The sequence below is a fragment of the Luteimonas sp. e5 genome (assembly GCF_054031035.1).
Window position 1 is genome coordinate 1088843 of the sequence record NZ_JBSTRX010000001.1, and the last position, 21059, is coordinate 1109901.

Genomic DNA, 21059 nt, shown 5'->3' on the forward strand with positions numbered 1-21059 from the left:
TTTACGGCGCCGCAGCAATGTCCGACAAGCCGAACGGGGTGCAGCCCCGGGATCCCGCGTCCCTCATCGCCCTGCCCGGGCAGCAGTTGCTGCTGATCGAAGGCCCGGATGCGCTGGCCTTCGCCCAGGCTCAATTCATGAATGACGTCGCGCTGCTGGGCGATGGCCAGTGGCAATGGAGCGGCTGGCTCAACCCCAAGGGCCGCCTGATCGCGCTGTTCACCCTGCTGCGGCTGGATGCGCAGACGCTGTGGCTGCTGCTGCCCGATGCCGAGGCCGAAGACCTCGCCGCGCAGCTGCAGCGCTTCGTGTTCCGCAGCAAGCTGCAGTTGACGCCACGGCCCTCGCCGGGGCTGGCAGGCGAGTTCCTGTCCACCGACATGCAGGTTTCGCAGGCGGAAGCGGGCACAGGCGCGGCGCAGTCGGTGCATGGCGATGCCGCCAACGGCCGCTGGCTGGACTGGCCGGGTGGTCGCCGCCTGCACCTTGATGCAGCGGCAAGCGCGCAGACCGAGGATGCCGAGGCCTTGCTGCGCTGGCGCCAGGCTGATCTGCACGCCGGCATCCCGCGGCTGGAGCCGTCGCAGGTCGAACAGTGGACGCCGCAACAACTCTCGCTGCAGCGCCTGTCCGCCTTCAGCGTGAAGAAGGGCTGCTACCCGGGCCAGGAAATCGTCTCGCGCACGCATTTCCTCGGTCAGGCCAAGCGCGGCCTGCGCCTGTTGCGTGCCGAGGGCGCCACCGCGAGCGGCGACGCGGTCAGCCAGGATGGCCGCGACATCGGCCGCGTGGTGTCGAGCGCGGGCGAGCTCGCACTCGCCGTGTTGCCGCTGGAACTGACAGCCGACCCGCTGCAGGTCGGCGAGCATGCCGCCGAGTTGCTGCCATGAGTACCATGCCCGTCCCGGCCAGCGAAGCCGACATCCGCCACAACCTGGCCGCGGTGCATGCGCGCATCGCCGCAGCCTGCCGCGAGCATGGCCGCGACCCCGCCACGATCCGCCTGCTGCCGGTCAGCAAGACTTGGCCGGAGGCGACCCTGCGCGCGGCACATGCCGCCGGAATCCGCGAGTTCGGCGAGAACAAGGTGCAGGAGGCGCAGGCCAAGGCCGAGGCACTGGCCGACCTCGACCTGCGCTGGTGCGTGATCGGCCACCTGCAACGCAACAAGGCGAAGTACGTCGCCCGCTTCGCACACGAGTTCCAGGCACTGGATTCGTTGCGCCTGGCCACCGAACTCGATCGCCGACTGCAGGCCGAGGGGCGCGGCATCGACGTGTTCGTGCAGGTCAACACCTCGGACGAGCCGAACAAGTTCGGCATCGCCCCGGATCAGGCCCGCGACCTGCTCGCCGGGCTCACCGCCTGCGCCAGCCTGCGCGTGCGCGGCCTGATGACCTTGGCCATCTTCGACCGCGACCCGGTACGCGTGCGGCGCTGCTTCCGTCGCCTGCGCGAGTTGCGCGACCGCTTGCGCGAAGACCTGCCGGCGGGGATCACGCTGGACGAATTGTCGATGGGCATGTCCGGCGACTTCCCGCTCGCCATCGCCGAAGGCGCCAGCGTGCTGCGCATCGGCCAGGCGATCTTCGGCCCGCGTGCCACGCCCGACAGCGAATACTGGCCAACGGCCGGGCAATGAAACTCGACGCGCGCCAGGCCGACATCACCACCCTCGCGGTCGATGCGATCGTCAATGCCGCCAACCCGTCGCTGCTGGGCGGCGGTGGCGTGGACGGCGCGATCCATCGTGCGGCGGGGCCGGGATTGCTCGCCGAGTGCCGCACGCTCGGCGGCTGCCCGACCGGGGAGGCGCGCATCACCGCGGGTCACCGCCTGCCGGCACGCTGGGTGATCCACACCGTCGGCCCGGTGTGGCAGGGCAGCACGCAGGGCGAGGCCGGACAGCTCGCCGCCTGCTATCGCAACAGCCTGGCGCTGGCCGATGCACGCGATTGCCGCAGCATCGCCTTCCCCGCGATCAGCACCGGGGTCTACGGCTATCCCAAGCCGCAGGCGGCACGCATCGCGGTCGACACGGTGCGCGCGTTCCACGCGCGGCAGCTGCGCGAGGTGCTGTTCTGTTGCTTCTCTGCCGAAGACCTCGCGCTCTACCGGCAGTTGCTCGACGCGCCCGCCGAACGCGGCTGAGCCGGCTCAGCCGGCCAGCGCATCCGCCGCGGCGACGATGTCCTCGTCCTTGGGGATGACCAGGAAGGCGGCGCCGGCCAGCGGGGTGTAGGTGTCGGCGCCGACCACGCGCCGCAGCGGCTTGCCACCCTGCCCGGCTTCGGCCAGCGCGGTGATGATGCCCTCGCCGATGCCGGCACTGTGGCGACCCTCATCGACGATCAGGATGCGCGCGCAGTCGTCCGCATGCAGGGCGATGGCATCGGCATTGAGCGGCACCAGCCAGCGCAGATCGACCACCTTGCAGTCCCAGCCGTGGCGCTGCTTGATGCTGCGTGCGGCGCGCAGGCTCATCGGCACGCCATTGCCGAAGGTGAAGATCACGCAGTCGCGCGCCTCGGGGTGATAGATGCGTGGCTCGCCCAGCGCCATCGCCTGATCCGGGGCCGGGTATTCGGTCAGCCACTGGCCGTCGCCCGGCTCGTACAGATCCTTGGTCATGTACAGCGCGATCGGCTCGAGGAACACGCTGACCCGGCCATCCACCTTGGACAGCGCGGCCAGCGTGCGCAGCATGGTCGCGGCATCGTCGCCACGGCTCGGGCAGCCGACCACGAGGCCTGGAATGTCGCGCAGCGCGGTGACCGAGTTGTCGTTGTGGAAGTGCCCCCCGAAGCCACGCTGGTAGCCGAGCCCGGCGATGCGCACCAGCATCGGGTTGGCGTACTGGCCGTTGCTGAAGAACTGCAGGCTGCAGGCCTCGCCGCGCAGCTGGTCGATGGCATTGTGCAGATAGGCCAGGTACTGGATTTCCGGTACTGGCAGCAGGCCCATGTTGGCGAAGCCCTGCGCCAGGCCGAGGATCATGGTCTCGTCCAGCAGGGTGTTGAACACGCGGCGGTTGCCGAACGCCTTGTGCAGGCCCTTGGTGACGGTATACACGCCACCCTTCTGCGCCACGTCCTCGCCGAACAACAGGCTTTCCGGATACTTGGCGAACAGGTCGTGCAGCGCGTTGTTGATCTGGATCGCCAGATGCCGCGGCGGCTGCTTTTCCGGCAGCTTGGCTTCGCTGCCGAAGGCGGCCACGCGCGCTTCCGCGGCGGGCACGCGTTGCGCTTCGACCTGCACCTTGTCCGGGGTGTACGGCGCCAGCGGGCGCATCACTTCGTCCAGGCTTTCGATGCGCGGGCGGCGGTCGGCTTCTTCGGCGGCGGCGAAGCAGCGCGCGCGGGTGTCCTCGTACAGGGCGAGGATTTCCAGCTTGCCCATCAGCCCCGATTCCAGCGCGATCGCGGCGCTGCGCAGCAGCGGGTCGGCGGCCTCGACCGCGCACAGCTCCTCGATGCTGCGCCATTCGATTTCGAAATCGGTGCCGGCGTGGCCCATGATGCGGTTGGTGCGCAGATGCAGGAAGGTCGGCCGGCGGCTGCGGCGGCAGTGCGCGATGGCGCGTTCGACCTCGGCATAGCCACTGGCCAGGTCCAGACCATCGGCGTAGAAATAATCCAGATCCGGGCGCTGGCGGAACGACTCGGCGATCCAGCCGCCCGGGGTCTTCACCGAGATGCCGATGCCGTTGTCCTCGCACACGAACAGCACCGGCGCCGGCAGCTTCTGGTAGGCGGTCCAGCTGGCGGCGTTGAACGCGGTCTGCGCGGTGGCGTGGTTGGCCGAGGCATCGCCGAACGAGCAGATCGCGATGCTGTCCTCGGGCACCGGCAGCGGGCGGCCGAGGCGGCGCGCGGTTTCGATCGCCACCGCGGTGCCCAGCGCCTTGGGCAGGTGCGAGGCAATCGTCGAGGTCTGCGGCAGTACCCACAACGGCTTGCTGCCCCAGACCTTGTGCCGGCCACCGCTGGCCGGGTCCTCGGCGCTGGCGGCGAAGCTCAGCGCCGAATCCATGATCGGGTCCATGCCCGGCAGCTTGCGGAAGCGTTCGGCCATGAAGCCGCCGCTGCGGTAATGCAGGAACGCCGGATCGGTATGCCGGCTGGCCCGCGCGACCATCGCATTGCCCTCGTGGCCGGAGGAGCCGATGGTGTAGAAGACCTTGTTCTGCACCCGCAGCACGCGCGCCATCAGGTCGAGGTGGCGCGAGATCAGCTGCGATTCGAACAGTTCGCGGAAGCCGCGCGCATCCAGCGCACTGCCCGGCAGGATCGGCGCATCGGCGGCCGGCGCGGCCTGCTTCGGGCCGTCCCAGGCCTTGACGAACTCGGTGAAGTTGACGTCGCAGATTTCGGCGCGGTTGAGGCCGCGCATGCGCGCCGGAATCGGATCGGGAACGGTGGCAAAGCTCATGCGGTGTGCTCTCGTGATGCGCGCCGCGCCAACCACTGCGCGCGGTCCTGGCCCCAGACATCGACCACGTGGTCGTCGAAGGGCGGTTGATGGTCGATGCGGTACAGGATGCGGGCGCCGAGTCGCTGCGCCACCTTCTGCGAGGCGATGTTGCCGACATCAATGTTGTGGATCACCTGCTCCCAGCCGAGCACGTCGAAGGCGTAGTCCATCGCCGCGCGGCAGGCTTCCAGCGCGTAGCCCTTGCCCTGCGCATCCGTGTGCAAGGCGTAGCCGACTTCGGTGCCGGTCCAGCCATCCGGCTGCCACGGCCCGGCCTGGCCGATCCACAGGCCGCTGGCCTTTTCCTCCACCGCGAACATGCCGAAACCCTGCAGCGCCCAGGCGCCGGGCATCTGCAGGAAGCGGCGCCACACGGCGCCGCGGTTTCCGGGCCCGCCGATGTAGCGCGTGGCGTCGGCATCGCCCATGAGCTCGAAGTAGCGCTCGAAATCCTCGATGCGCCAGGCGCGCAGCAGCAGGCGTTCGGTTTCAAGCGTCGGCGCGGCGGCCACGGCGGCGCACTCAGAACGCGTTGATGCCGGTCAGCTCGCGACCGATCACCAGCTGGTGCACGGTCTCGGTGCCCTCGTAGGTGATCACCGATTCCAGATTCAGGGCATGCCGGATCGCCACGTGCTCGGTGGTGATGCCGGCGCCGCCAAGCAGGTCACGGCTTTCGCGGGCGATGTCGATCGCCATGCGGCAGTTGTTCCACTTGGCCAGGCTCACCTGCGAGGGTTGCATGTTGCCGGCATCCTTCAGCCGGCCCAGCTGCAGGCTCAGCAGCTGCGCGGTGGTGATGCGCCGGGCCATGTCGGCCAGCTTGATCTGCGCCGACTGCGTGGCCGCCACCGGACGCCCGAACAGCACCCGCTCCTTGCTGTATGCCAGCGCTTCATCGAGGCAGGCGATGGCCGCGCCGATCGGGCCCCAGGTGATGCCGTAGCGGGCCTGGGTCAGGCAGCCCAGCGGGCCCTTCAGGCCCTTGACGTTGGGCAGGCGGTTGGCCTCGGGTACGCGCACGTTGTCGAAGAACAGCGCACTGGTCACCGAGGCACGCAGGCTCATCTTGTGCTTGATCAGCTGCGCGCTGAAGCCGGCCATGTCCTTTTCCACCACGAAGCCCTGGATGCCGTCATCGGTCTGCGCCCAGACGATGGCGATGTCGGCCAGGTTGCCGTTGGTGATCCACATCTTGGCGCCGTTGAGCACCCAGTCATCGCCATCGCGGCGGGCGTGGGTCTTCATGTTGGCCGGATCGGAACCACCGTGCGCCTCGGTCAGGCCGAAGCAGCCGATGATCTCGCCCGCGGCCATGCCCGGCAGCCAGCGCTTGCGCTGCTCTTCGGTGCCGTAGGCGTAGATCGGATACATGCACAGCGAGCTTTGCACCGAGGCAAAGCTGCGGATGCCCGAGTCGCCGCGCTCCAGTTCCTGGCAGATCAGCCCGTAGCTGACCGAGTTCAGCCCGGCACAGCCGTATTCCTCGGGCAGCGTCGCGCCAAGCAGGCCCAGGCCCGCCATCTCCGGAATCAGCTCACGCGGGAACTCGCCCTTGTCGAAGCACTCGCCGATCACCGGCAGCACCTTCTCGTCGGTGAAGCGGGCAACGGATTCCTGCACCGCGCGCTCCTCGTCGCTAAGCAGGGAACGGACGTCGTACAGATCGTGGGGATGCAGGGCCATGGTCGCGGATCAGTGGAAGGAATCCTGCATTCTAGCCGCGGCTGCAACGCAAACGGGAGCCGTTGCCGGCTCCCGTCTCATTGCGTGCGGGCGATGGCCGTCAGCCGCGGGTCAGAACCTGGCCGTCCACCACCTTGAAGCGATCCACCGCGGGGCGCTGGTCCAGACGCACCACGCGCTGCTCGCCGGCATATTCATAGGTCACGTCATAACCGGTGGTCTCGCGTGCCTTGCCCAGGCTGATGCGCGAGCCGGGGCGGCTGTCCATGCGCTGCATGCCGGTGGAGCCGTCCGGATTGCGGAACGTCACGTCATAGCCGACCACGCGGTTGCGGCTGACCGGCTCGTGCACGGTGCGGCACTGGCGCTCGACGCTCTGCACCACCTGGCCGCCGACATGGCGCTGGTCGATATGGCGACCAAGGAAGGCGCCACCGACCGCGCCGGCCGCGGTTTCGATCTTGCGTCGATCGCTGCTGCGGCCCTTGCCGAGCTGGTTGCCGACCAGGCCACCGATGACCGCGCCGGCCACGGTGCCGCCGACGTTGCCGTCACGCTCGGGCAGGCGCCGGGTCACCGGCACGTCCTCGCACACCTGGCGCGCCTGCTGTTCGGTCACCGCCTGATTGACCGGATTGATGGCAAGCACCGTCGCGTATTGCGGCGTGTTGCGGGTGACTTCCTTCACCGCCACGATTGGCGCCCATTCCACATCGTCAGGCTTCGCTGCCCGGCGTGCCGCTTCATCGGCCTCGACATCAAACGCCAACGGCGCCAGTTCGCCGCCACTGCGCCGGGCATCGGCATCGCCATCGCGCGCGCTGACCATGTCCGCGTGCATCGTCGGCGTCTGCAGGCTGTTGTAGGCCGCAACCGAGACGCCACCCAGGAGCAGCGAACCCAGTGCCACGGCGAGAAGTTTGCGGTCGATGTTCATGTGGTTCTCCTTCGGCGGACGAGCCGCGTGTTTCGACGCCTCCATTGGACAGGGCGGCGACTGAACAGGCACAGGCTGCGGGCGCCCCAACATGAGTCCGGCATGAACTGACGAAACACTGAATCCAGCGCGGTGCAACCGCACTGTCCGGGCTTTCTTCTCCTCGCCACCGCGGGCTGCGTGCTAGCGTGGCGACATTGCTTCATGGAGCCATGCGCATGCGCCAATTGCTGATCGGCCCTTTCCTCGCCTGGGCACGCAAGCTGAAGTTCCCCGCCCTGTTCAAGCTGGTGGCCGGCCTGTTCCTGCTGACCCTGGTGGTGCCCGACCCGATCCCCTTCATCGACGAGATCCTGCTCGGCCTCGGCACGCTGCTGCTGGCAAGCCTGAAGGATCGCAACCGGGACGGCGATGCAGCGCGCGATCCCAACGAAGGCGTCACCTTCGAGGCCCGCCAGCCACCCCGCCACGACTGACCGCCGCGCCGTGCCCAGCCCGCTGCGCCTGATCGACAGCCACAGCCATTTCGATGTCGCCGCGTTCGATGCCGACCGCGAGGCGGCACTGGCACGGGCGCAGGCGGCCGGCGTCGTGGCGCAGATCGTGCCGGCCATCGATGCCGCCGGCTGGGCGCGCCTGGGCGAAGTCTGCGATGCGCACCCGGGCCTGCTTCCGGCCTATGGCCTGCATCCGGTCTATCTCGATGCACATCGACCCGAGCACCTGCAGCAGCTGCGCGCACTGCTGGAAAGCGGCACCCGCTGCGTGGCGATCGGCGAGATCGGCCTGGACTGGTTCATCGACACGCTCGATCGCGAGCGCCAGCGGTTCTACTTCGATGCCCAACTCGCCCTTGCCCGCGAGTTCGACCTGCCGGTGGTGGTGCACGCGCGGCGCGCGGTGGAGGACGTGATCGCCCACCTGCGCCGGCATGCCCCGCTGCGCGGCGTGGTGCACAGCTTCGCCGGCAGCCGCGAACAGGCCGAACAGTTGCATGCGCTCGGCTTCATGCTCGGCATCGGCGGCCCGGTGACCTACCCGCGCGCGCGGCGGTTGCGCGCCACGGTGGCGACGATGCCGCTGCCGCAATTGCTGCTGGAAACCGACGCCCCCGACCAGCCCGACAGCGAATGGCGCGGACGCCGCAACGAGCCGTCGCGCCTGCCGAAAGTCCTCGAAGTGATCGCCGAATTGCGCGGCGAAGACCCGGCACATGTGGCACGGGTGACCACGCACAACGCGCAGCGCCTGTTCGGCCTTGCCGGGAGCGACTGACTGCAAGCCAAGCCGCAGCGCGAAATGCTCGCGGATGCCGCCGGCTCAGCCGCCCGCGGCGGGTTTGAGCAGCATCTGCAATGCCTTGCCGACCGCGGCGAAGGCGAACGCGCCGGTGACATGGGTCGCCGCACCGAGGCCGGCGCCACAGTCGAGCTTCAATGCCGCGTCCGGCGCCAGCTTCGGGCGCACCCCGCAGACCCGGCCGTCGGCCTGCGGATAGCGCACGTTCTCCAGCGAATACACCGCCGGCACACCGAAGTAGCGGTCGTGGTTCTTCGGAAAGCCGAACTCGGCACGCAATTTCTTGCGGATCAGCGAAAGCATCGCGTCATGCTCGGTACGCGAGAGGTCGCGCACGCGGATCTGGGTCACGTCGCTGCGCCCGCCGGCCGCACCGACGGTGATGATCGGCTGCTTGCGACGACGGCAGAAGGCGATCATCTCGACCTTGCTGCGAAAGCTGTCGCAGGCATCCAGCACCAGGTCGTCGGGCGTCTCCAGCAACTCGGCGAGATTGCCCGCGGTAAGGAAATCCGGCACCGCGACGACCTCGATCGCCGGATTGATCAGGCGGCAGCGCTCGGCCATCGCCTCGACCTTGGCACGGCCGTACTGGCCCTCCAGCGCCGGCAGCTGGCGATTGGTATTGGATACGCACAGGTCATCGGCATCGATCAGGCGCAGGTGCCCCACGCCGCTGCGCGCCAAGGCCTCCACCGCCCACGAGCCCACCCCGCCGATGCCGACCACGCTGACCCGCTTCGTGGCCAGCCGCGCCAGCGCGCCAGCCCCGTACAGCCGGTCGATGCCGCCGAAACGCGCCTGCATGCCTGTATCCATGCGCGGATTTTACCGTCGCCTGCCGCGTGCTAAGGTGCTGCCATTCATCCGCCACATGAGGCCGCCATGTCCACGCCCAGCGATTCCGCTCCCCGCAAGTCGTCCGCCGCCAGCCGCTACCTGATGATGCTCGTCCTCGGCCTGGTGCTGGGCGCGGTCGCCACGGTGATGCTGCTGCGCTCGCTGGAAGCACGCAAGACGCCGATGGACAAGTGGCATGGCGCGGTGATGAACGTGATCGCGGTGCACAACGGGCAGCTCAAGAAGAGCATCGAAACCAACCGCTGCAATCCCAATGACGTGGTGCCGCACCTGCAGACGCTGCGGCGCATGGCCGACGATCTGGAGCCGGCATTCCCGGATCTGGCCAGGGAAGAGCTGTTCGTGAAGAACGCCTCGGAGTTCCGTCACGTGCTCGATGCGGCGCAGGCCAGCCCGCCACTGTCATGCGAAAGCCTGAAGCAGACCGCCAGCGACATCGGCACCCAGTGCAAGGCCTGCCACGACAATTTCCGCAAGTCCTGAACAGGCAGGATTTCCCTTCGCGACGCCCGGCCAACGCCGGGCGTTTTTGTTGCCGCGATGCGCTCCATTCACCGCATGCGGATATCGATGAACCGCGACTGATGGCGAACGGCTTGTGCAGGCCCGGATTGGCGATCGATTCAGTCACCGCTGCCTAGCGTGGATTCCAGCGCCCGATCCCGGGCATCACTGGAGAACGGCATGAACATGCACAAGCTCGCGATGGCCACGCTGGCCGCTTCCACCCTGGCCCTGGGCGCCTGCGCCACCAGCCCCGGCTACAACAGCGGCTACGGCGCGCCGCCGCCGAGCAGCGGCGCCAATTGCTACGACTGCGGCACCGTCACCCGCATCGAGATGATCCAGGGTTCTTCGGCTGCGCCTGCCGGCACCGGCGCGGTGGTCGGCGGCATCGTCGGCGCGGTGGCCGGGCGCGAGATCGCCAAGCACCAGACCGACAGCAAGGGTCGCCAGAACACCGCCACCGTGGCCGGCGCCGCCGCGGGCGCCGCGGCCGGCCATGCCATCCAGAACCGTACCGGCAGCCAGTACAACGTCTACGTGCGCATGAGTGACGGGCGCGAAACCGTGGTCACGCAGAACGACATCAGCGGCATCCGCCAGGGCTCCTACGTGCGCGTGTACAACGGCCGCGTGTGGGCACGCTGATGCCCCGCTGCCCGCCATGCTGGCCGGGCATCCGTTCACGTTCACGGCATGAAAAAACCCCGGGCACCTGCCCGGGGTTTTCGATTCGATGAGCGAATCCAGTTGCGCCGGAAACCGGCGTATCACATCGGCTCGACAGCGTCGGCCTGCAGACCCTTCTGGCCTTCGACCACGGTGAAGCTGACCTTCTGGCCTTCCTTCAGGGTCTTGAAGCCCTGGACCTGGATGGCGCGGAAGTGCACGAACACATCCTCGCCGTTTTCGCGGCTGATGAAGCCGAAGCCCTTGGCATCGTTGAACCACTTCACTGTGCCGGTTTCACGGTTCGACATCGAACTTGCTCCTGGAACATGACTGGAATACCGCCCACCCCGCGGCGAGCGATGCTGGCCGCAAGGCGCGGGAGTGGTGCGTCGATGCAACGACCGGAACCAGCCGCCACGCCAAGCCGAAAACCCCGACAGCCCTGAAACTCAGCGGCTTCAACTTAGCGCCGCGTTTGTTAAATTGCAATCGGATCGGCGCAGGAAAAATGCGCCTTGGCGCGGAGCCGCGATGGACACCACCACCCTGCTTTATCTGCTGGCCGGATTGCTGGTCCTGGTCGGCATCGCCGGCATCATCCTGCCCGCCCTGCCGGGCCTGCCGCTGGTGTTCGCCGGCCTGCTGCTGGCGGCGTGGGCGGACGGCTTCCAGCAGGTGCACTGGGGCTGGATGATTCCGCTGGGCGTGCTGACCGCGCTGTCGCTGGTGGTCGATTTCTGGGCCACGGCGATGGGCGCCAAGCGCGTCGGTGCCAGCCGCCTGGCCCTGCTCGGCGCGGTGCTCGGCACCCTGGCGGGCTTGTTCTTCATGCCATTCGGCATCCTCGTCGGCCCGTTCCTCGGCGCACTGATCGGCGAGCTCGCCTTCCTGCGCAGCCCCAAGGGCGTGCACCTGCGCCAGGCGCTCAAGGTCGGTGCCGGCACCTGGCTCGGCATCGTGCTGGGCATGGTGCTCAAGCTCGCGCTCGCCTTCACCATGCTCGGCCTGTTCGCGCTGGCCTGGCTGATCGGTTGACCGCAGCGGCGCAGTCCTTCTTCACCCGGAAATCGCAGCGGTGGCGACATCCTGCCCCGATTGATCCTCCCGCCCCTGATGATGCGCAAACACTGGAGTCGTCGCCGGATGTTCTGGACCCTGCTGCTGACCGCGCTGGCCGCCGTGCTGCTGACCTTCATCGCGCTGAACTTCGCGCCGCCGGAAAAGAAGATCGAGCGCCGCATCGGCCATCGTTACGACATCGCCGATGCGCAGTTCCGCCGCGAGATGTCGGTGCTGCTCGGCCCGTCGATCCTGCCCGGCAACCATGTCCAGGACCTGCACAACGGCGACGAGATCTTCCCGGCGATGCTGCAGGCGATCCGCGACGCCGAGCACACCATCACTTTCGAAACCTACATCTACTGGTCGGGCGAGATCGGCCGCGAGTTCGCCGATGCGCTGGCCGAACGTGCGCGCGCCGGGGTCGAGGTCAAGGTGCTGATCGACTGGGTCGGCGGGCTGAAGATGGAGCAGGAACTGCTTGATCGCATCAAGCAGGCCGGTGCCCAGGTCGAGCTGTACCGACCGCTGCACTGGTACAACATCGGCCGGCTCAACAACCGCACCCACCGCAAGCTGTTGGTGGTGGATGGCCGCATCGGCTTCACCGGCGGCGTCGGCATCGCCGACAACTGGCAGGGCCATGCGCAGGACCCGGACCACTGGCGCGACCTGCATTTCCGCATCGAGGGGCCGGTGGTGGCGCAGCTGCAGGCCGCATTCAACGACAACTGGATCAAGACCAGCGGCGAGCTGCTCAACGGCGCGGCGTATTTCCCGCCGCTGCAGAAAGCTGGCGAGATGGACGCGCACCTGTTCATCGCCTCGCCCTCGGGCGGCAGCGAGAGCATGCACCTGTTCTACCTGATGGCGATCGCCGCCGCGCAGCGACGCATCGACCTGCAGGCCGCCTATTTCGTGCCGGACGAATTGATCATCCGCGCGCTGATCGAGGCACGCCATCGCGGCGTGCAGGTGCGGGTGGTGGTGCCCGGCAAGCACATCGATTCGGAAACCGTGCGCCTGGCGTCCAAGGCGCACTGGGGCGAACTGCTCAAGGCCGGGGTCGAGGTGTACGAATACCAGCCGACGATGATGCACAACAAGCTGCTGATCGTGGACGAATTGCTGGTCTCGGTCGGCTCGACCAACTTCGACGTGCGCAGCTTCCGGCTCAATGACGAGGCCAGCCTCAATGTCTATGACAGCGGCTTCGCGCTGCGCATGACAGAAGTGTTCGAGCGTGATCTGGAACCGACCGTAGCCTACGACTATGACATGTGGCTGAAGCGACCGTGGAAGGAAAAGTTCGCCGAGAAGTTCGTGCTGCCGCTGAAGTCGCAGCTGTGAGCATGGACCGCGCCGCCGCCAGCGCACGCCGGCCCGCAGCCGTCTGGCCGATGGCATGGCGAAGTCTGCTGCTCGGCGCCTGCCTGTTCGCCCTGCCGGCATTCGCCCAGCCGCAGCAACCGCAGCCGGAACCGCCGCCGGTGGCCGATGCCAGCGGCGTCACCGCCACCGACGATGAGGCGATCAGCCGCGCGGTCGCGCGCAGTGCCGCCGACAGCCAGCCCGATCGCGAGGACATCGAGCAGGCCGCGCGCACCAGTGCGCAGAACGACGCGCGCATCGCTGCTGCGGTCAGCGTCGCGCTGGCGCGTGCACCAGCGATTCCCGATGTCGGCGTGGACGTCAATTCCAGCGTGGTCACGCTCTCGGGCAGTGTCATCGACGAGCGCCAGCGCGAACGCGCCGAGCGCCTCGCGAAAGGTGTGCAGGGCGTGGCCGAAGTCGACAACCAGCTGCAGATCAGCACCGACCTGTCGACGCGGATGCAGGCGGCGCTGCGCGAGATCAAGCTCAAGGCCACGCGCCTGCTGGCCAGCACGCCGCTGTTGCTGCTGGCCCTGCTGATCGTGCTCGGCTCGGCCTGGCTCGGCCGCTTTGCCGCCGCCAACCTGCGCTGGTTCCGCCGCCAGGCGCGCAACCCCTATGCCGAAGGGCTGGCGCGGCGCGCTTTGCGACTGCTGATCCTGCTTGGCGGCCTGCTGCTGGCGCTGGATCTGCTGGGCGCCACCGCGCTGGTCGGTGCGGTGCTCGGCTCGGCCGGCGTGGTCGGCCTGGCGCTGGGCTTTGCCTTCCGCGACATCGCCGAGAACTACATCGCCGGCATCATGCTCAGCCTGCGCCGCCCGTTCGCGCCCGGCGACCATGTGCTGATCGACGGCAACGAGGGCCGCGTGGTGTCGCTGTCGGCGCGCTCGACCATCCTGATGACGCTGGACGGCAACCATCTGCGCCTGCCCAACTCGCTGGTGTTCAAATCGATCATCCTCAATTACACGCACAATCCGCTGCGCCGTTTCGGCTTCGAGATGCTGATCGATGGCGATGAATCGATCCATCAGGCGCAGGCGCTGGCGCTGCGGGCGATCTGCGGCATCGACGGCGTGCTCGAGGACCCGGCGCCACGCTGGCAGTTGCAAAGCTACGGGCCGGAGGGCAGCCGCCTGCAATTCCAGGGCTGGATCGACCAGACCCATACCGACTTCGGCAAGGCGCGCAGCGCGGCGATCCATGCGGTGAAGTCGGCGTTCGATGAGGCTGGCATCGAGGCCCCGCGCAGCGTGCAGTGGCTGCGCGATGGCGATGCCGAATCCGCGCGCGTGCGCCATGGCGAATCCGCACACAGCAGCGCCGATACCGCGCCCAGCCGCGAGATCGAACCACAACTGGAAAAGGCGCAGCGCGAGCAGGCCGAACAGAACCTGCTCAGCGACGAGCAGCGCACCGAATAGCCCTGCCCCGGGCCCGCGCAGCGACGCGCCTGCAACACGGCGGACAATTGCCCGCCGGTTGTTCGACGATCACTCGACGATGACGGGGATCCCGGCGATCTTCGCCGCCCACTGCTTCGGGCCGGTTTCGTGCACCGAGCTGCCGCGTGCATCCACCGCCACCGTCACCGGCATGTCCGCGACCTCGAATTCGTAGATCGCTTCCATGCCCAGATCCTCGAACGCGACCACCTTGGCCGCCTTGATCGCCTTGGACACCAGATAGGCGCTGCCGCCGACCGCCATCAGGTAGGCGGCTTGGTTGTCGCGGATCGCGTCGATTGCGGCCGGGCCGCGCTCGGCCTTGCCGATCATGCCGGCCAGGCCAGTCTGCTCCAGCATCTGCCGGGTGAACTTGTCCATCCGCGTGGCGGTGGTCGGGCCGGCCGGGCCGACCACTTCGCCGGCCACCGGATCGACCGGGCCGACGTAATAGATGAAGCGGCCGTTCAGATCGACCGGCAGGCGCTCACCGCGATCCAGCATCTCGGTCATGCGCTTGTGCGCGGCGTCGCGCCCGGTCAGCAGCTTGCCGCTGAGCAGCAGCACTTCGCCCGGCTGCCAGCTGGCGATGTCCTCGCGGGTCACCGTATCCAGATCCACGCGCCGGCCCTTGGAGGCGTCATAGGTCAGCTCGGGCCAGTCGGCCAGCGACGGCGGATCCAGCATCACCGGGCCCGAGCCATCCAGGGTGAAATGCGCATGGCGGGTGGCCGCGCAGTTGGGGATCATCGCCACCGGCAGGTTGGCGGCATGGGTCGGACAGTCCTTGACCTTGATGTCCAGCACCGTGGTCAGCCCGCCCAGGCCCTGCGCACCGATGCCCAGCGCATTGACCTTGTCGAACAGCTCCAGGCGCAGCTCCTCGGCGCGGTTGGACGCACCGCGGGCCTTGAGGTCGGTGATGTCGATCGGCTCCATCAGCGCTTCCTTGGCCAGCAGCATCGCCTTCTCCGCGGTGCCGCCGATGCCGATGCCGAGCATCCCCGGCGGGCACCAGCCGGCACCCATGGTCGGCACCGTCTTCAGCACCCAGTCGACAATGGAGTCGGACGGGTTGAGCATGGCGAACTTGCTCTTGGCCTCGGAGCCCCCGCCCTTGGCGGCGACGATCACGTCGACCTTGCCGCCGGGCACGATCTTCGTGTTCACCACCGCCGGGGTGTTGTCGCCGGTGTTGCGGCGCTTGCCGGCCGGATCGGCCAGCACGCTGGCACGCAGCTTGTTGTCCGGGTGCGCATAGGCGCGGCGCACGCCCTCGTTGACCATGTCCTCGATGCCCATGGTCGCGTCCGGCCAGCTCACGTCCATGCCCACTTCCAGGAACACGGTGACGATGCCGGTGTCCTGGCAGATCGGCCGATGGCCTTCGGCGCACATGCGCGAATTGATCAGGATCTGCGCCATCGCGTCCTTTGCCGCCGGCGATTCCTCCCGCTCCCAGGCCGCGGCGAGGTTCCGGATGTAATCGACCGGGTGGTAGTAGCTGATGTACTGCAGGGCGTCGGCGACGGACTGGATGAAGTCTTCCTGGCGGATGGCGACGGAGGAACGGGTGACCGGCTGGCTCATGGCGGGCGGCATGCAGATGACGGAAACCCCTCATTCTAGCGATCCACGCCTGCTGCGGCTTTCGCCGACAATGGCGGCATGGACTTCCTGTTCCTCTGGCTCGACCTGATCGGCACCTTCGTCTTCGCCCTGTCCGGGGCGATGCTGGCGGTGCGCCACCGGCTCGATCTGTTCGGCGTGCTGGTGCTGGCCTTCGCCACCGCCAGCGCCGGCGGCATCATGCGCGACGTGCTGATCGGCGCGACCCCGCCTGCGGCACTGAGCAACTGGCGCTATGCCGCGATCTGGCTGCTGGCCGGCGGCCTGGGCTTTGCTTTCAGCACGCGCCTGGAGAAGTTCGACCAGCCGGTGCGCATTCTCGACGCCATGGGCCTGGCGGTGTTCGCGGTGGCCGGCACCGGCAAGGCGCTGGATGCCGGCATCGATCCGTGGATGGCGCCCGCACTCGGCATGCTCAGCGGCATCGGCGGCGGCATGCTGCGCGACATGCTGTTGAACCAGGTGCCGCTGGTACTGCGCTCGGAACTGTATGCCGTGGCCGCGCTCGCGGGTGCCAGCGTGGTCGCACTCGGGCATGTGCTGGGCTGGCCGCCGCAGGCCACGATGGTCGGCGGCGCCCTGCTCTGCTTCGCGCTGAGGATCGCCGCGCTGCGCTACGGCTGGCACCTGCCGCGTGCGCTGCAGGGACGTTGAGCCGCCATCGGGACACCGCGCGTGAACGCGATGTCCCGGTCAGCGGCCTTCCACGACCAGCCTGCAGCCCGACTCAGCCGCCGCAGCCACCGCAACAGGTGCTGCCTTCGCCGGTATGCGGTGGTGCGAGCTGGGCAATGTGGCCGGCACCGTGCATGGCTTCGATCAATTCTTCTTCACCGAGCCTGCCTTCGACCAGGATCCTGCGGTTGTCCAGTTGCACCGAGATCCGCGCCTCGGGGTCGCGGGCGAGGATGGCTCGGCCGAGCGCATCGGCAACGGACTGGTCGCGCAGCGTGGAAACATCGAAAAGCATGGACACTCTCCTGTCGGACGGAATCGGGCATGCTGCCCGTGGAACGCCATCCTCGGACCGCCGGCCGTCGCGCGCCTTGACCCCGGTCATGCCTGCGCCATCTCCCGCAGTCACGCCCTACCATGGACGCATGCGCGTTTCCGCCTTCCTCGTGACCGTGCTACTCGCATGCGCGGCACCCGTGCCGCCGGCACTCGCCCGCGACTCCGACCCGAAAGCCGCCCTCGATCGCATCCAGGTGGCCGGCCACCGCGTACCGCTTGCGGATTTTCCGGGTGCCGTCACCGTCGTCGCGGGGCGCCAGCTGCGCGATGGCCAGCGCCAGGTCAGCCTTGCCGAAAGCCTGCAGTCGGTTCCCGGCGTTCTCGCGCTCGAGCGCCACAACCACGCGCAGGACCTGCAACTGCAGAGCCGCGGCTTCGGCGCGCGCAGCACCTTCGGCATCCGCGGACTGGCACTGGTGGTCGACGGGATCCCCGCCAGCGCGCTCGATGGACAGGGGCAGGCGTCCGCCTTCGCGCTTTCGATGCTGGACCGGATCGAGGTGCTGCGCGGCCCGCTGGCCCTGCCCCACGGCAATGCGGCCGGTGGCGCGATCGTCGGCGAAAGCCTGCTGACCGATGAGGATTCCGTGCGTCTTTCGGCCTGGATCGGCGGCCATGGCAGCCATCGCGGCAGCCTCCGCGTGGATCAACGGGTGGGCCAGGTGCAGGCGCGTGCCGGGCTGTCGCGATTCCGCACCCGCGGGCATCGTGCCCATTCCGCCGCGCGGCGCGACGAAGCCCATTTCCTCGCCCGCTGGGAACCGGCATCGGGCCACGAAGTGCGAGTCGGACTGGACCTGTTGCGGCAGCCCGACACCGACGATCCGCTGGGCCTGACGCCCGCGCAATGGCGGCAGAATCCGAACGCGACCGATGCCGCGGCCATCATGCATGACACGCGCAAGCGCATCGACAACCGGCAAGGCGGCCTGCATTGGCGCGCCGCACATGGCGATGGCGCGGAAACCCGCGCCTCGTTGTGGCATGTCCGCCGCGACATCGTGCAGTTCCTCGCCATCCCCGCCGCTGCCCAGCTTGCACCGAGCCATGCCGGCGGCGTGATCGACATGGACCGCGCCAGCACTGGCGTGTCGCTGGCGCACCAGCGCGCGCTGGCCGACGGCGCGTGGGCGGTTGGCCTGGAGGCCGGCCGACTGGATGAGGACCGGCGCGGCTTCGAGAACCATGTCGACGGCCACCCCGGCGTGCGCGGCCGCCTGCGCCGCGATGAACGCAACCGGATCGACGTGCGCGACCTGTGGGCAAGCGTGGAACGTCGCTTCGGCGATGACTGGTCGATGCTCGCCGCGGCGCGCCACGGCCAGTTGCGCTTCTCCTCGCATGACCGCTACATCGCACCCGGCAACGGCGACGACAGCGGCCGCCTGCGCTACCGCGAAACCGCGTTTTCCGCCGGCCTGCTGCGGCGCCTCGGCGCGCACGGCGAAGCCTTCGCCAGCCTCGGTCGTGGCTACGAAACCCCGACCGTGACCGAACTGGCCTACCGGCCCGATGGCAGCGGCGGCTTCAACCGCGACCTGCGCGCCGCACGCCATGCCGGCATCGAAGCCGGCATGCGTTGGCGTGGCCCGCGACTGGAAGGCAGCATCGCGCTGTTCCGCATCGAGGTGGAAGATGAAATCGTGCAGGCCGCCTCCAGCGGCGGCCGCACCAGTTTCGCCAACGCCGCGCGGACGCGGCGCGACGGGCTGGAAGCCGGCATGCACGCTCGTGCGCATCGCAACCTGTCATGGCGACTCGCCGCCAACCTGATCGACGCCCGCTTCCGCCAGGGCTGGAACTCGCAGGTGGTGCGTGGCGGGCAGATCGAAGGGCGGACGATTCCGGCCGGCAACCGCATTCCGGGGATTCCGCGCGCCAGCGGCTTCGCGGCGCTCGACTGGCACCGCGCCGACCATTCGCTGGCCGCTTCGCTGGAAGCCACCACACGCAGCGCGATCCCGGTGGATGACCGCAACCGAGAAATGGCGCCCGGGCATGTGCGCACTGCGCTGGCCCTGCGCTGGCGGCACCCGGATACGCCCGGCTGGCATGCCTTCCTGCGCGTGGACAACCTGTTCGATGGCGACCACGTGGGTTCGGTGATCGTCAACGAGTCCAATGGCCGCAGCTTCGAGCCGGCACCGGGCCGAACCTTCACGCTCGGCATCGGACTTCGCACCGGCCAGCGCTGAGGCGGCGACCGTCTCACGCCGCGCACACCGGGCCCGCCCTAAGCTGCGCCGATGCCACCGCCACCCCCGCGCCAACTGAACTTCCGCGAACGCTTTGGCGCGATGCGCAACATCCCGCCGTTCCTGCGCGAGATCTGGGCCACCAGCAAGCCATTGACCCTCGCCACCGTGGCGATCCGCACGGTGCGTGCGTTCCTGCCCATCGCCATGCTGTACCTGGGCAAGCTGATCATCGACGAGGCGGTACGGCTGGTGGCGCTGGACGTGCCGGCGCAGTTGCAGCAGGCGTGGCAGGCCGGGCTGCTGAACCACCTGCTGTGGCTGCTGGTGGCGGAGTTTTCGCTGGCGATCGTCTCCGACCTGCTCGGACGGCTGACCAGTTACGTCGATACCCTGCTTTCGGAGCGCTTCACCAATGCCATCAGCATCCGCCTGATGGAGCACGCGGCGACGCTGGACCTGGAGGACTTCGAAGACCCGGAGCTGCAGGACAAGCTGGATCGCGCCCGGCGCCAGACCATGGGCCGGATGAACCTGATGGGCCAGCTGTTCGGCCAGGCGCAGGACGTGATCACGGTGATCAGCTTTGCCGCGGGCCTGGTGGTATACGCGCCGTGGCTGATGCTGCTGCTGGCGGTGGCGCTGATCCCGGCGTTCATCGGCGAATCGCACTTCAATGCGCTGAACTATTCGCTCAACTTCATGTGGACGCCGGAGCGGCGGCAGCTGGAATACGTGCGCCAGATGGGCGCCAGCGTGGAGACGGCCAAGGAAGTGAAGATCTTCGGCCTCAACCGCTTCTTCATCGAACGCTTCCGCCTGCTGTCCGAGCAGTTCTACGCCGCCAACCGGCGCCTGGCCGGGCAGCGCGCGTTCTGGGGCACGCTGCTGGCGACGCTGGGCACCCTCGGCTACTACATCGCCTATGCCTACATCGCCTGGCGCACGGTGCGCGGCGATTTCTCGATCGGTGACCTGACCTTCCTCGCCGGCAGCTTCCGCCGCCTGCGCCAGCTGCTGGAAAGCCTGCTCTCGGGTTTCTCGCAGGTGGCCAGCCAGGCGCTGTATCTGGACGATCTGTATTCGTTCTTCGAAATCCAGCCGGAGATCATCTCCAGGCCCGATGCGCTGCCGGTGCCGCAGCCGATCCGCCAGGGCTTCGTCTTCGAGGACGTGGGCTTCCGCTATCCCGGCAGCGAACGCTGGGCACTGCGGCATCTGTCCTTCGAACTGCATGCCGGCGAAGTGCTGGCGCTGGTCGGTGAAAACGGTGCCGGCAAGACCACCCTGGTCAAGCTGCTGGCACGGCTGTACGACCCCGACGAGGGCCGCGTGCTGCTGGATGGCCGCGACCTGCGCGATTACGACATCGACCAGTTGCGCGCCAACATCGGGGTGATCTTCCAGGACTTCGTGCGCTATCACATGAGCGCGGCCGAGAACATCGGCGTGGGCTGGATCGAGGCGATGGACGACCGCGCGCGGATCGAACGCGCAGCACACAAGGGCATGGCCGACGAGGTCATCGCCGGGCTGCCCAATGGCTACGAGCAGATCATCGGCCGCCGCTTCAAGGAAGGCGTGGACCTGTCCGGCGGGCAGTGGCAGAAGATCGCCATCGCCCGCGCCTACATGCGCGATGCACAGGTGATGATCCTCGACGAGCCGACCGCGGCGCTGGATGCGCGCGCCGAATACGAGGTGTTCCGCCGCTTCAAGGACCTGTCCGCCGGCAAGACCGCGGTGCTGATCAGCCACCGCTTCTCCTCGGTGCGCATGGCCGACCGTATCCTGGTGCTGGCCGACGGCACGGTCGAAGCCAGCGGCACCCACGACGAGCTGATGGCCGAAGGCGGCCGCTACGCGGAACTGTTCGAACTGCAGGCGGCGGGGTATCGTTGAGGCCTG

At 68.3% G+C, this 21059-nt stretch carries 21 protein-coding genes; 13 read left to right on the top strand and 8 right to left on the bottom strand.

Going from position 1 to position 21059, the window contains the following annotated elements; all coding sequences use genetic code 11:
• Positions 1-17: 17 nt before the first annotated feature.
• Genes ygfZ through ACW11F_RS05155 form a run of 3 tightly spaced genes read left to right on the top strand, consistent with a single transcriptional unit; the run spans position 18 to position 2151 of the window.
• The gene (gene ygfZ / locus ACW11F_RS05145; RefSeq protein ID WP_456995788.1) at positions 18-890 is read left to right on the top strand and encodes a CAF17-like 4Fe-4S cluster assembly/insertion protein YgfZ; all 873 of its coding nucleotides are present in this window, start codon (positions 18-20) and stop codon (positions 888-890) included.
• A complete protein-coding gene (locus ACW11F_RS05150) occupies positions 887-1642 on the top strand; it encodes a YggS family pyridoxal phosphate-dependent enzyme (RefSeq protein ID WP_456995789.1) in 756 nt (251 codons plus the stop codon). Before ygfZ ends, ACW11F_RS05150 begins: the two co-directional genes overlap by 4 nt.
• Positions 1639-2151: an O-acetyl-ADP-ribose deacetylase gene (locus ACW11F_RS05155; protein WP_456995791.1), complete on the top strand. Its 513-nt coding sequence runs from the start codon at positions 1639-1641 to the stop codon at positions 2149-2151. The genes ACW11F_RS05150 and ACW11F_RS05155 overlap by 4 nt, the downstream gene beginning before the upstream one ends.
• 6 nt (positions 2152-2157) lie before the next feature.
• On the opposite strand, the gene ACW11F_RS05160 is transcribed toward ACW11F_RS05155, so the two are convergent.
• The 4 genes from ACW11F_RS05160 to ACW11F_RS05175 all read right to left on the bottom strand — a co-directional run bounded on the left by ACW11F_RS05160 (position 2158) and on the right by ACW11F_RS05175 (position 7099).
• On the bottom strand, positions 2158-4434 hold the full coding sequence (locus tag ACW11F_RS05160; RefSeq protein WP_456995792.1) for a thiamine pyrophosphate-dependent enzyme: 2277 nt from the start codon (positions 4432-4434) through the stop codon (positions 2158-2160).
• The gene (locus ACW11F_RS05165) at positions 4431-4988 is read right to left on the bottom strand and encodes a GNAT family N-acetyltransferase (protein ID WP_456995793.1); all 558 of its coding nucleotides are present in this window, start codon (positions 4986-4988) and stop codon (positions 4431-4433) included. Before ACW11F_RS05165 ends, ACW11F_RS05160 begins: the two co-directional genes overlap by 4 nt.
• 10 nt (positions 4989-4998) lie before the next feature.
• A complete protein-coding gene (locus ACW11F_RS05170) occupies positions 4999-6162 on the bottom strand; it encodes an acyl-CoA dehydrogenase family protein (protein ID WP_456995794.1) in 1164 nt (387 codons plus the stop codon).
• A 100-nt stretch (positions 6163-6262) separates the two neighbouring features.
• On the bottom strand, positions 6263-7099 hold the full coding sequence (locus tag ACW11F_RS05175) for a glycine zipper 2TM domain-containing protein (RefSeq protein ID WP_456995795.1): 837 nt from the start codon (positions 7097-7099) through the stop codon (positions 6263-6265).
• 218 nt (positions 7100-7317) lie between these two features.
• Between ACW11F_RS05175 and ACW11F_RS05180 the strand changes: the two genes are divergently transcribed.
• On the top strand, positions 7318-7575 hold the full coding sequence (locus ACW11F_RS05180) for a DUF6116 family protein (protein ID WP_456995796.1): 258 nt from the start codon (positions 7318-7320) through the stop codon (positions 7573-7575).
• A gap of 22 nt (positions 7576-7597) precedes the next feature.
• Positions 7598-8374 carry a TatD family hydrolase gene (locus tag ACW11F_RS05185; protein WP_456995891.1) on the top strand — a complete coding sequence of 259 codons (777 nt, stop codon included), beginning with the start codon at positions 7598-7600 and terminating at the stop codon, positions 8372-8374.
• A 45-nt stretch (positions 8375-8419) separates the two neighbouring features.
• Here the strand turns inward: ACW11F_RS05185 and ACW11F_RS05190 are convergent, their stop codons facing one another.
• Positions 8420-9217 carry a tRNA threonylcarbamoyladenosine dehydratase gene (locus tag ACW11F_RS05190; protein WP_456995797.1) on the bottom strand — a complete coding sequence of 266 codons (798 nt, stop codon included), beginning with the start codon at positions 9215-9217 and terminating at the stop codon, positions 8420-8422.
• Between the two features lie 66 nt (positions 9218-9283).
• Here ACW11F_RS05190 and ACW11F_RS05195 point away from each other — a divergent pair, with 66 nt between their 5' ends.
• Together ACW11F_RS05195 and ACW11F_RS05200 are read left to right on the top strand one after the other, a co-directional pair.
• Positions 9284-9742 carry a hypothetical protein gene (locus ACW11F_RS05195; protein ID WP_456995798.1) on the top strand — a complete coding sequence of 153 codons (459 nt, stop codon included), beginning with the start codon at positions 9284-9286 and terminating at the stop codon, positions 9740-9742.
• A gap of 207 nt (positions 9743-9949) precedes the next feature.
• Positions 9950-10411, top strand: a complete 462-nt coding sequence (locus tag ACW11F_RS05200) for a glycine zipper 2TM domain-containing protein (RefSeq protein WP_456995892.1) — start codon at positions 9950-9952, stop codon at positions 10409-10411.
• 122 nt (positions 10412-10533) lie between these two features.
• On the opposite strand, the gene ACW11F_RS05205 is transcribed toward ACW11F_RS05200, so the two are convergent.
• The gene (locus ACW11F_RS05205; protein WP_456995799.1) at positions 10534-10743 is read right to left on the bottom strand and encodes a cold-shock protein; all 210 of its coding nucleotides are present in this window, start codon (positions 10741-10743) and stop codon (positions 10534-10536) included.
• Positions 10744-10966: 223 nt separating this feature from the next.
• On the opposite strand from ACW11F_RS05205, the gene ACW11F_RS05210 reads away from it, so the two are divergent.
• The 3 genes from ACW11F_RS05210 (at position 10967) to ACW11F_RS05220 (ending at position 14292) form a co-directional block, all read left to right on the top strand.
• Positions 10967-11470 (top strand): DUF456 domain-containing protein, encoded by a 504-nt coding sequence (locus ACW11F_RS05210; RefSeq protein ID WP_456995800.1) that lies wholly within the window; start codon positions 10967-10969, stop codon positions 11468-11470.
• Positions 11471-11578: 108 nt separating this feature from the next.
• Entirely contained in the window at positions 11579-12844 is a 1266-nt protein-coding gene (locus ACW11F_RS05215; protein WP_456995893.1) for a phospholipase D-like domain-containing protein, read from the top strand.
• Positions 12845-12894: 50 nt separating this feature from the next.
• Complete coding sequence (locus ACW11F_RS05220) at positions 12895-14292, top strand: mechanosensitive ion channel domain-containing protein (protein WP_456995801.1); 1398 nt, start codon at positions 12895-12897, stop codon at positions 14290-14292.
• A 69-nt stretch (positions 14293-14361) separates the two neighbouring features.
• Here ACW11F_RS05220 and ACW11F_RS05225 read toward each other — a convergent pair whose 3' ends face one another.
• Complete coding sequence (locus ACW11F_RS05225; protein WP_456995802.1) at positions 14362-15903, bottom strand: fumarate hydratase; 1542 nt, start codon at positions 15901-15903, stop codon at positions 14362-14364.
• A gap of 78 nt (positions 15904-15981) precedes the next feature.
• On the opposite strand from ACW11F_RS05225, the gene ACW11F_RS05230 reads away from it, so the two are divergent.
• Entirely contained in the window at positions 15982-16596 is a 615-nt protein-coding gene (locus tag ACW11F_RS05230; RefSeq protein ID WP_456995803.1) for a trimeric intracellular cation channel family protein, read from the top strand.
• Positions 16597-16669: 73 nt separating this feature from the next.
• On the opposite strand, the gene ACW11F_RS05235 is transcribed toward ACW11F_RS05230, so the two are convergent.
• Positions 16670-16912 carry a hypothetical protein gene (locus ACW11F_RS05235; RefSeq protein WP_456995804.1) on the bottom strand — a complete coding sequence of 81 codons (243 nt, stop codon included), beginning with the start codon at positions 16910-16912 and terminating at the stop codon, positions 16670-16672.
• Between the two features lie 130 nt (positions 16913-17042).
• Here ACW11F_RS05235 and ACW11F_RS05240 point away from each other — a divergent pair, with 130 nt between their 5' ends.
• On the top strand, positions 17043-19151 hold the full coding sequence (locus ACW11F_RS05240) for a TonB-dependent receptor family protein (RefSeq protein ID WP_456995805.1): 2109 nt from the start codon (positions 17043-17045) through the stop codon (positions 19149-19151).
• 51 nt (positions 19152-19202) lie between these two features.
• The gene (locus ACW11F_RS05245) at positions 19203-21053 is read left to right on the top strand and encodes an ABC transporter ATP-binding protein (protein ID WP_456995806.1); all 1851 of its coding nucleotides are present in this window, start codon (positions 19203-19205) and stop codon (positions 21051-21053) included.
• Positions 21054-21059: the final 6 nt, after the last annotated feature.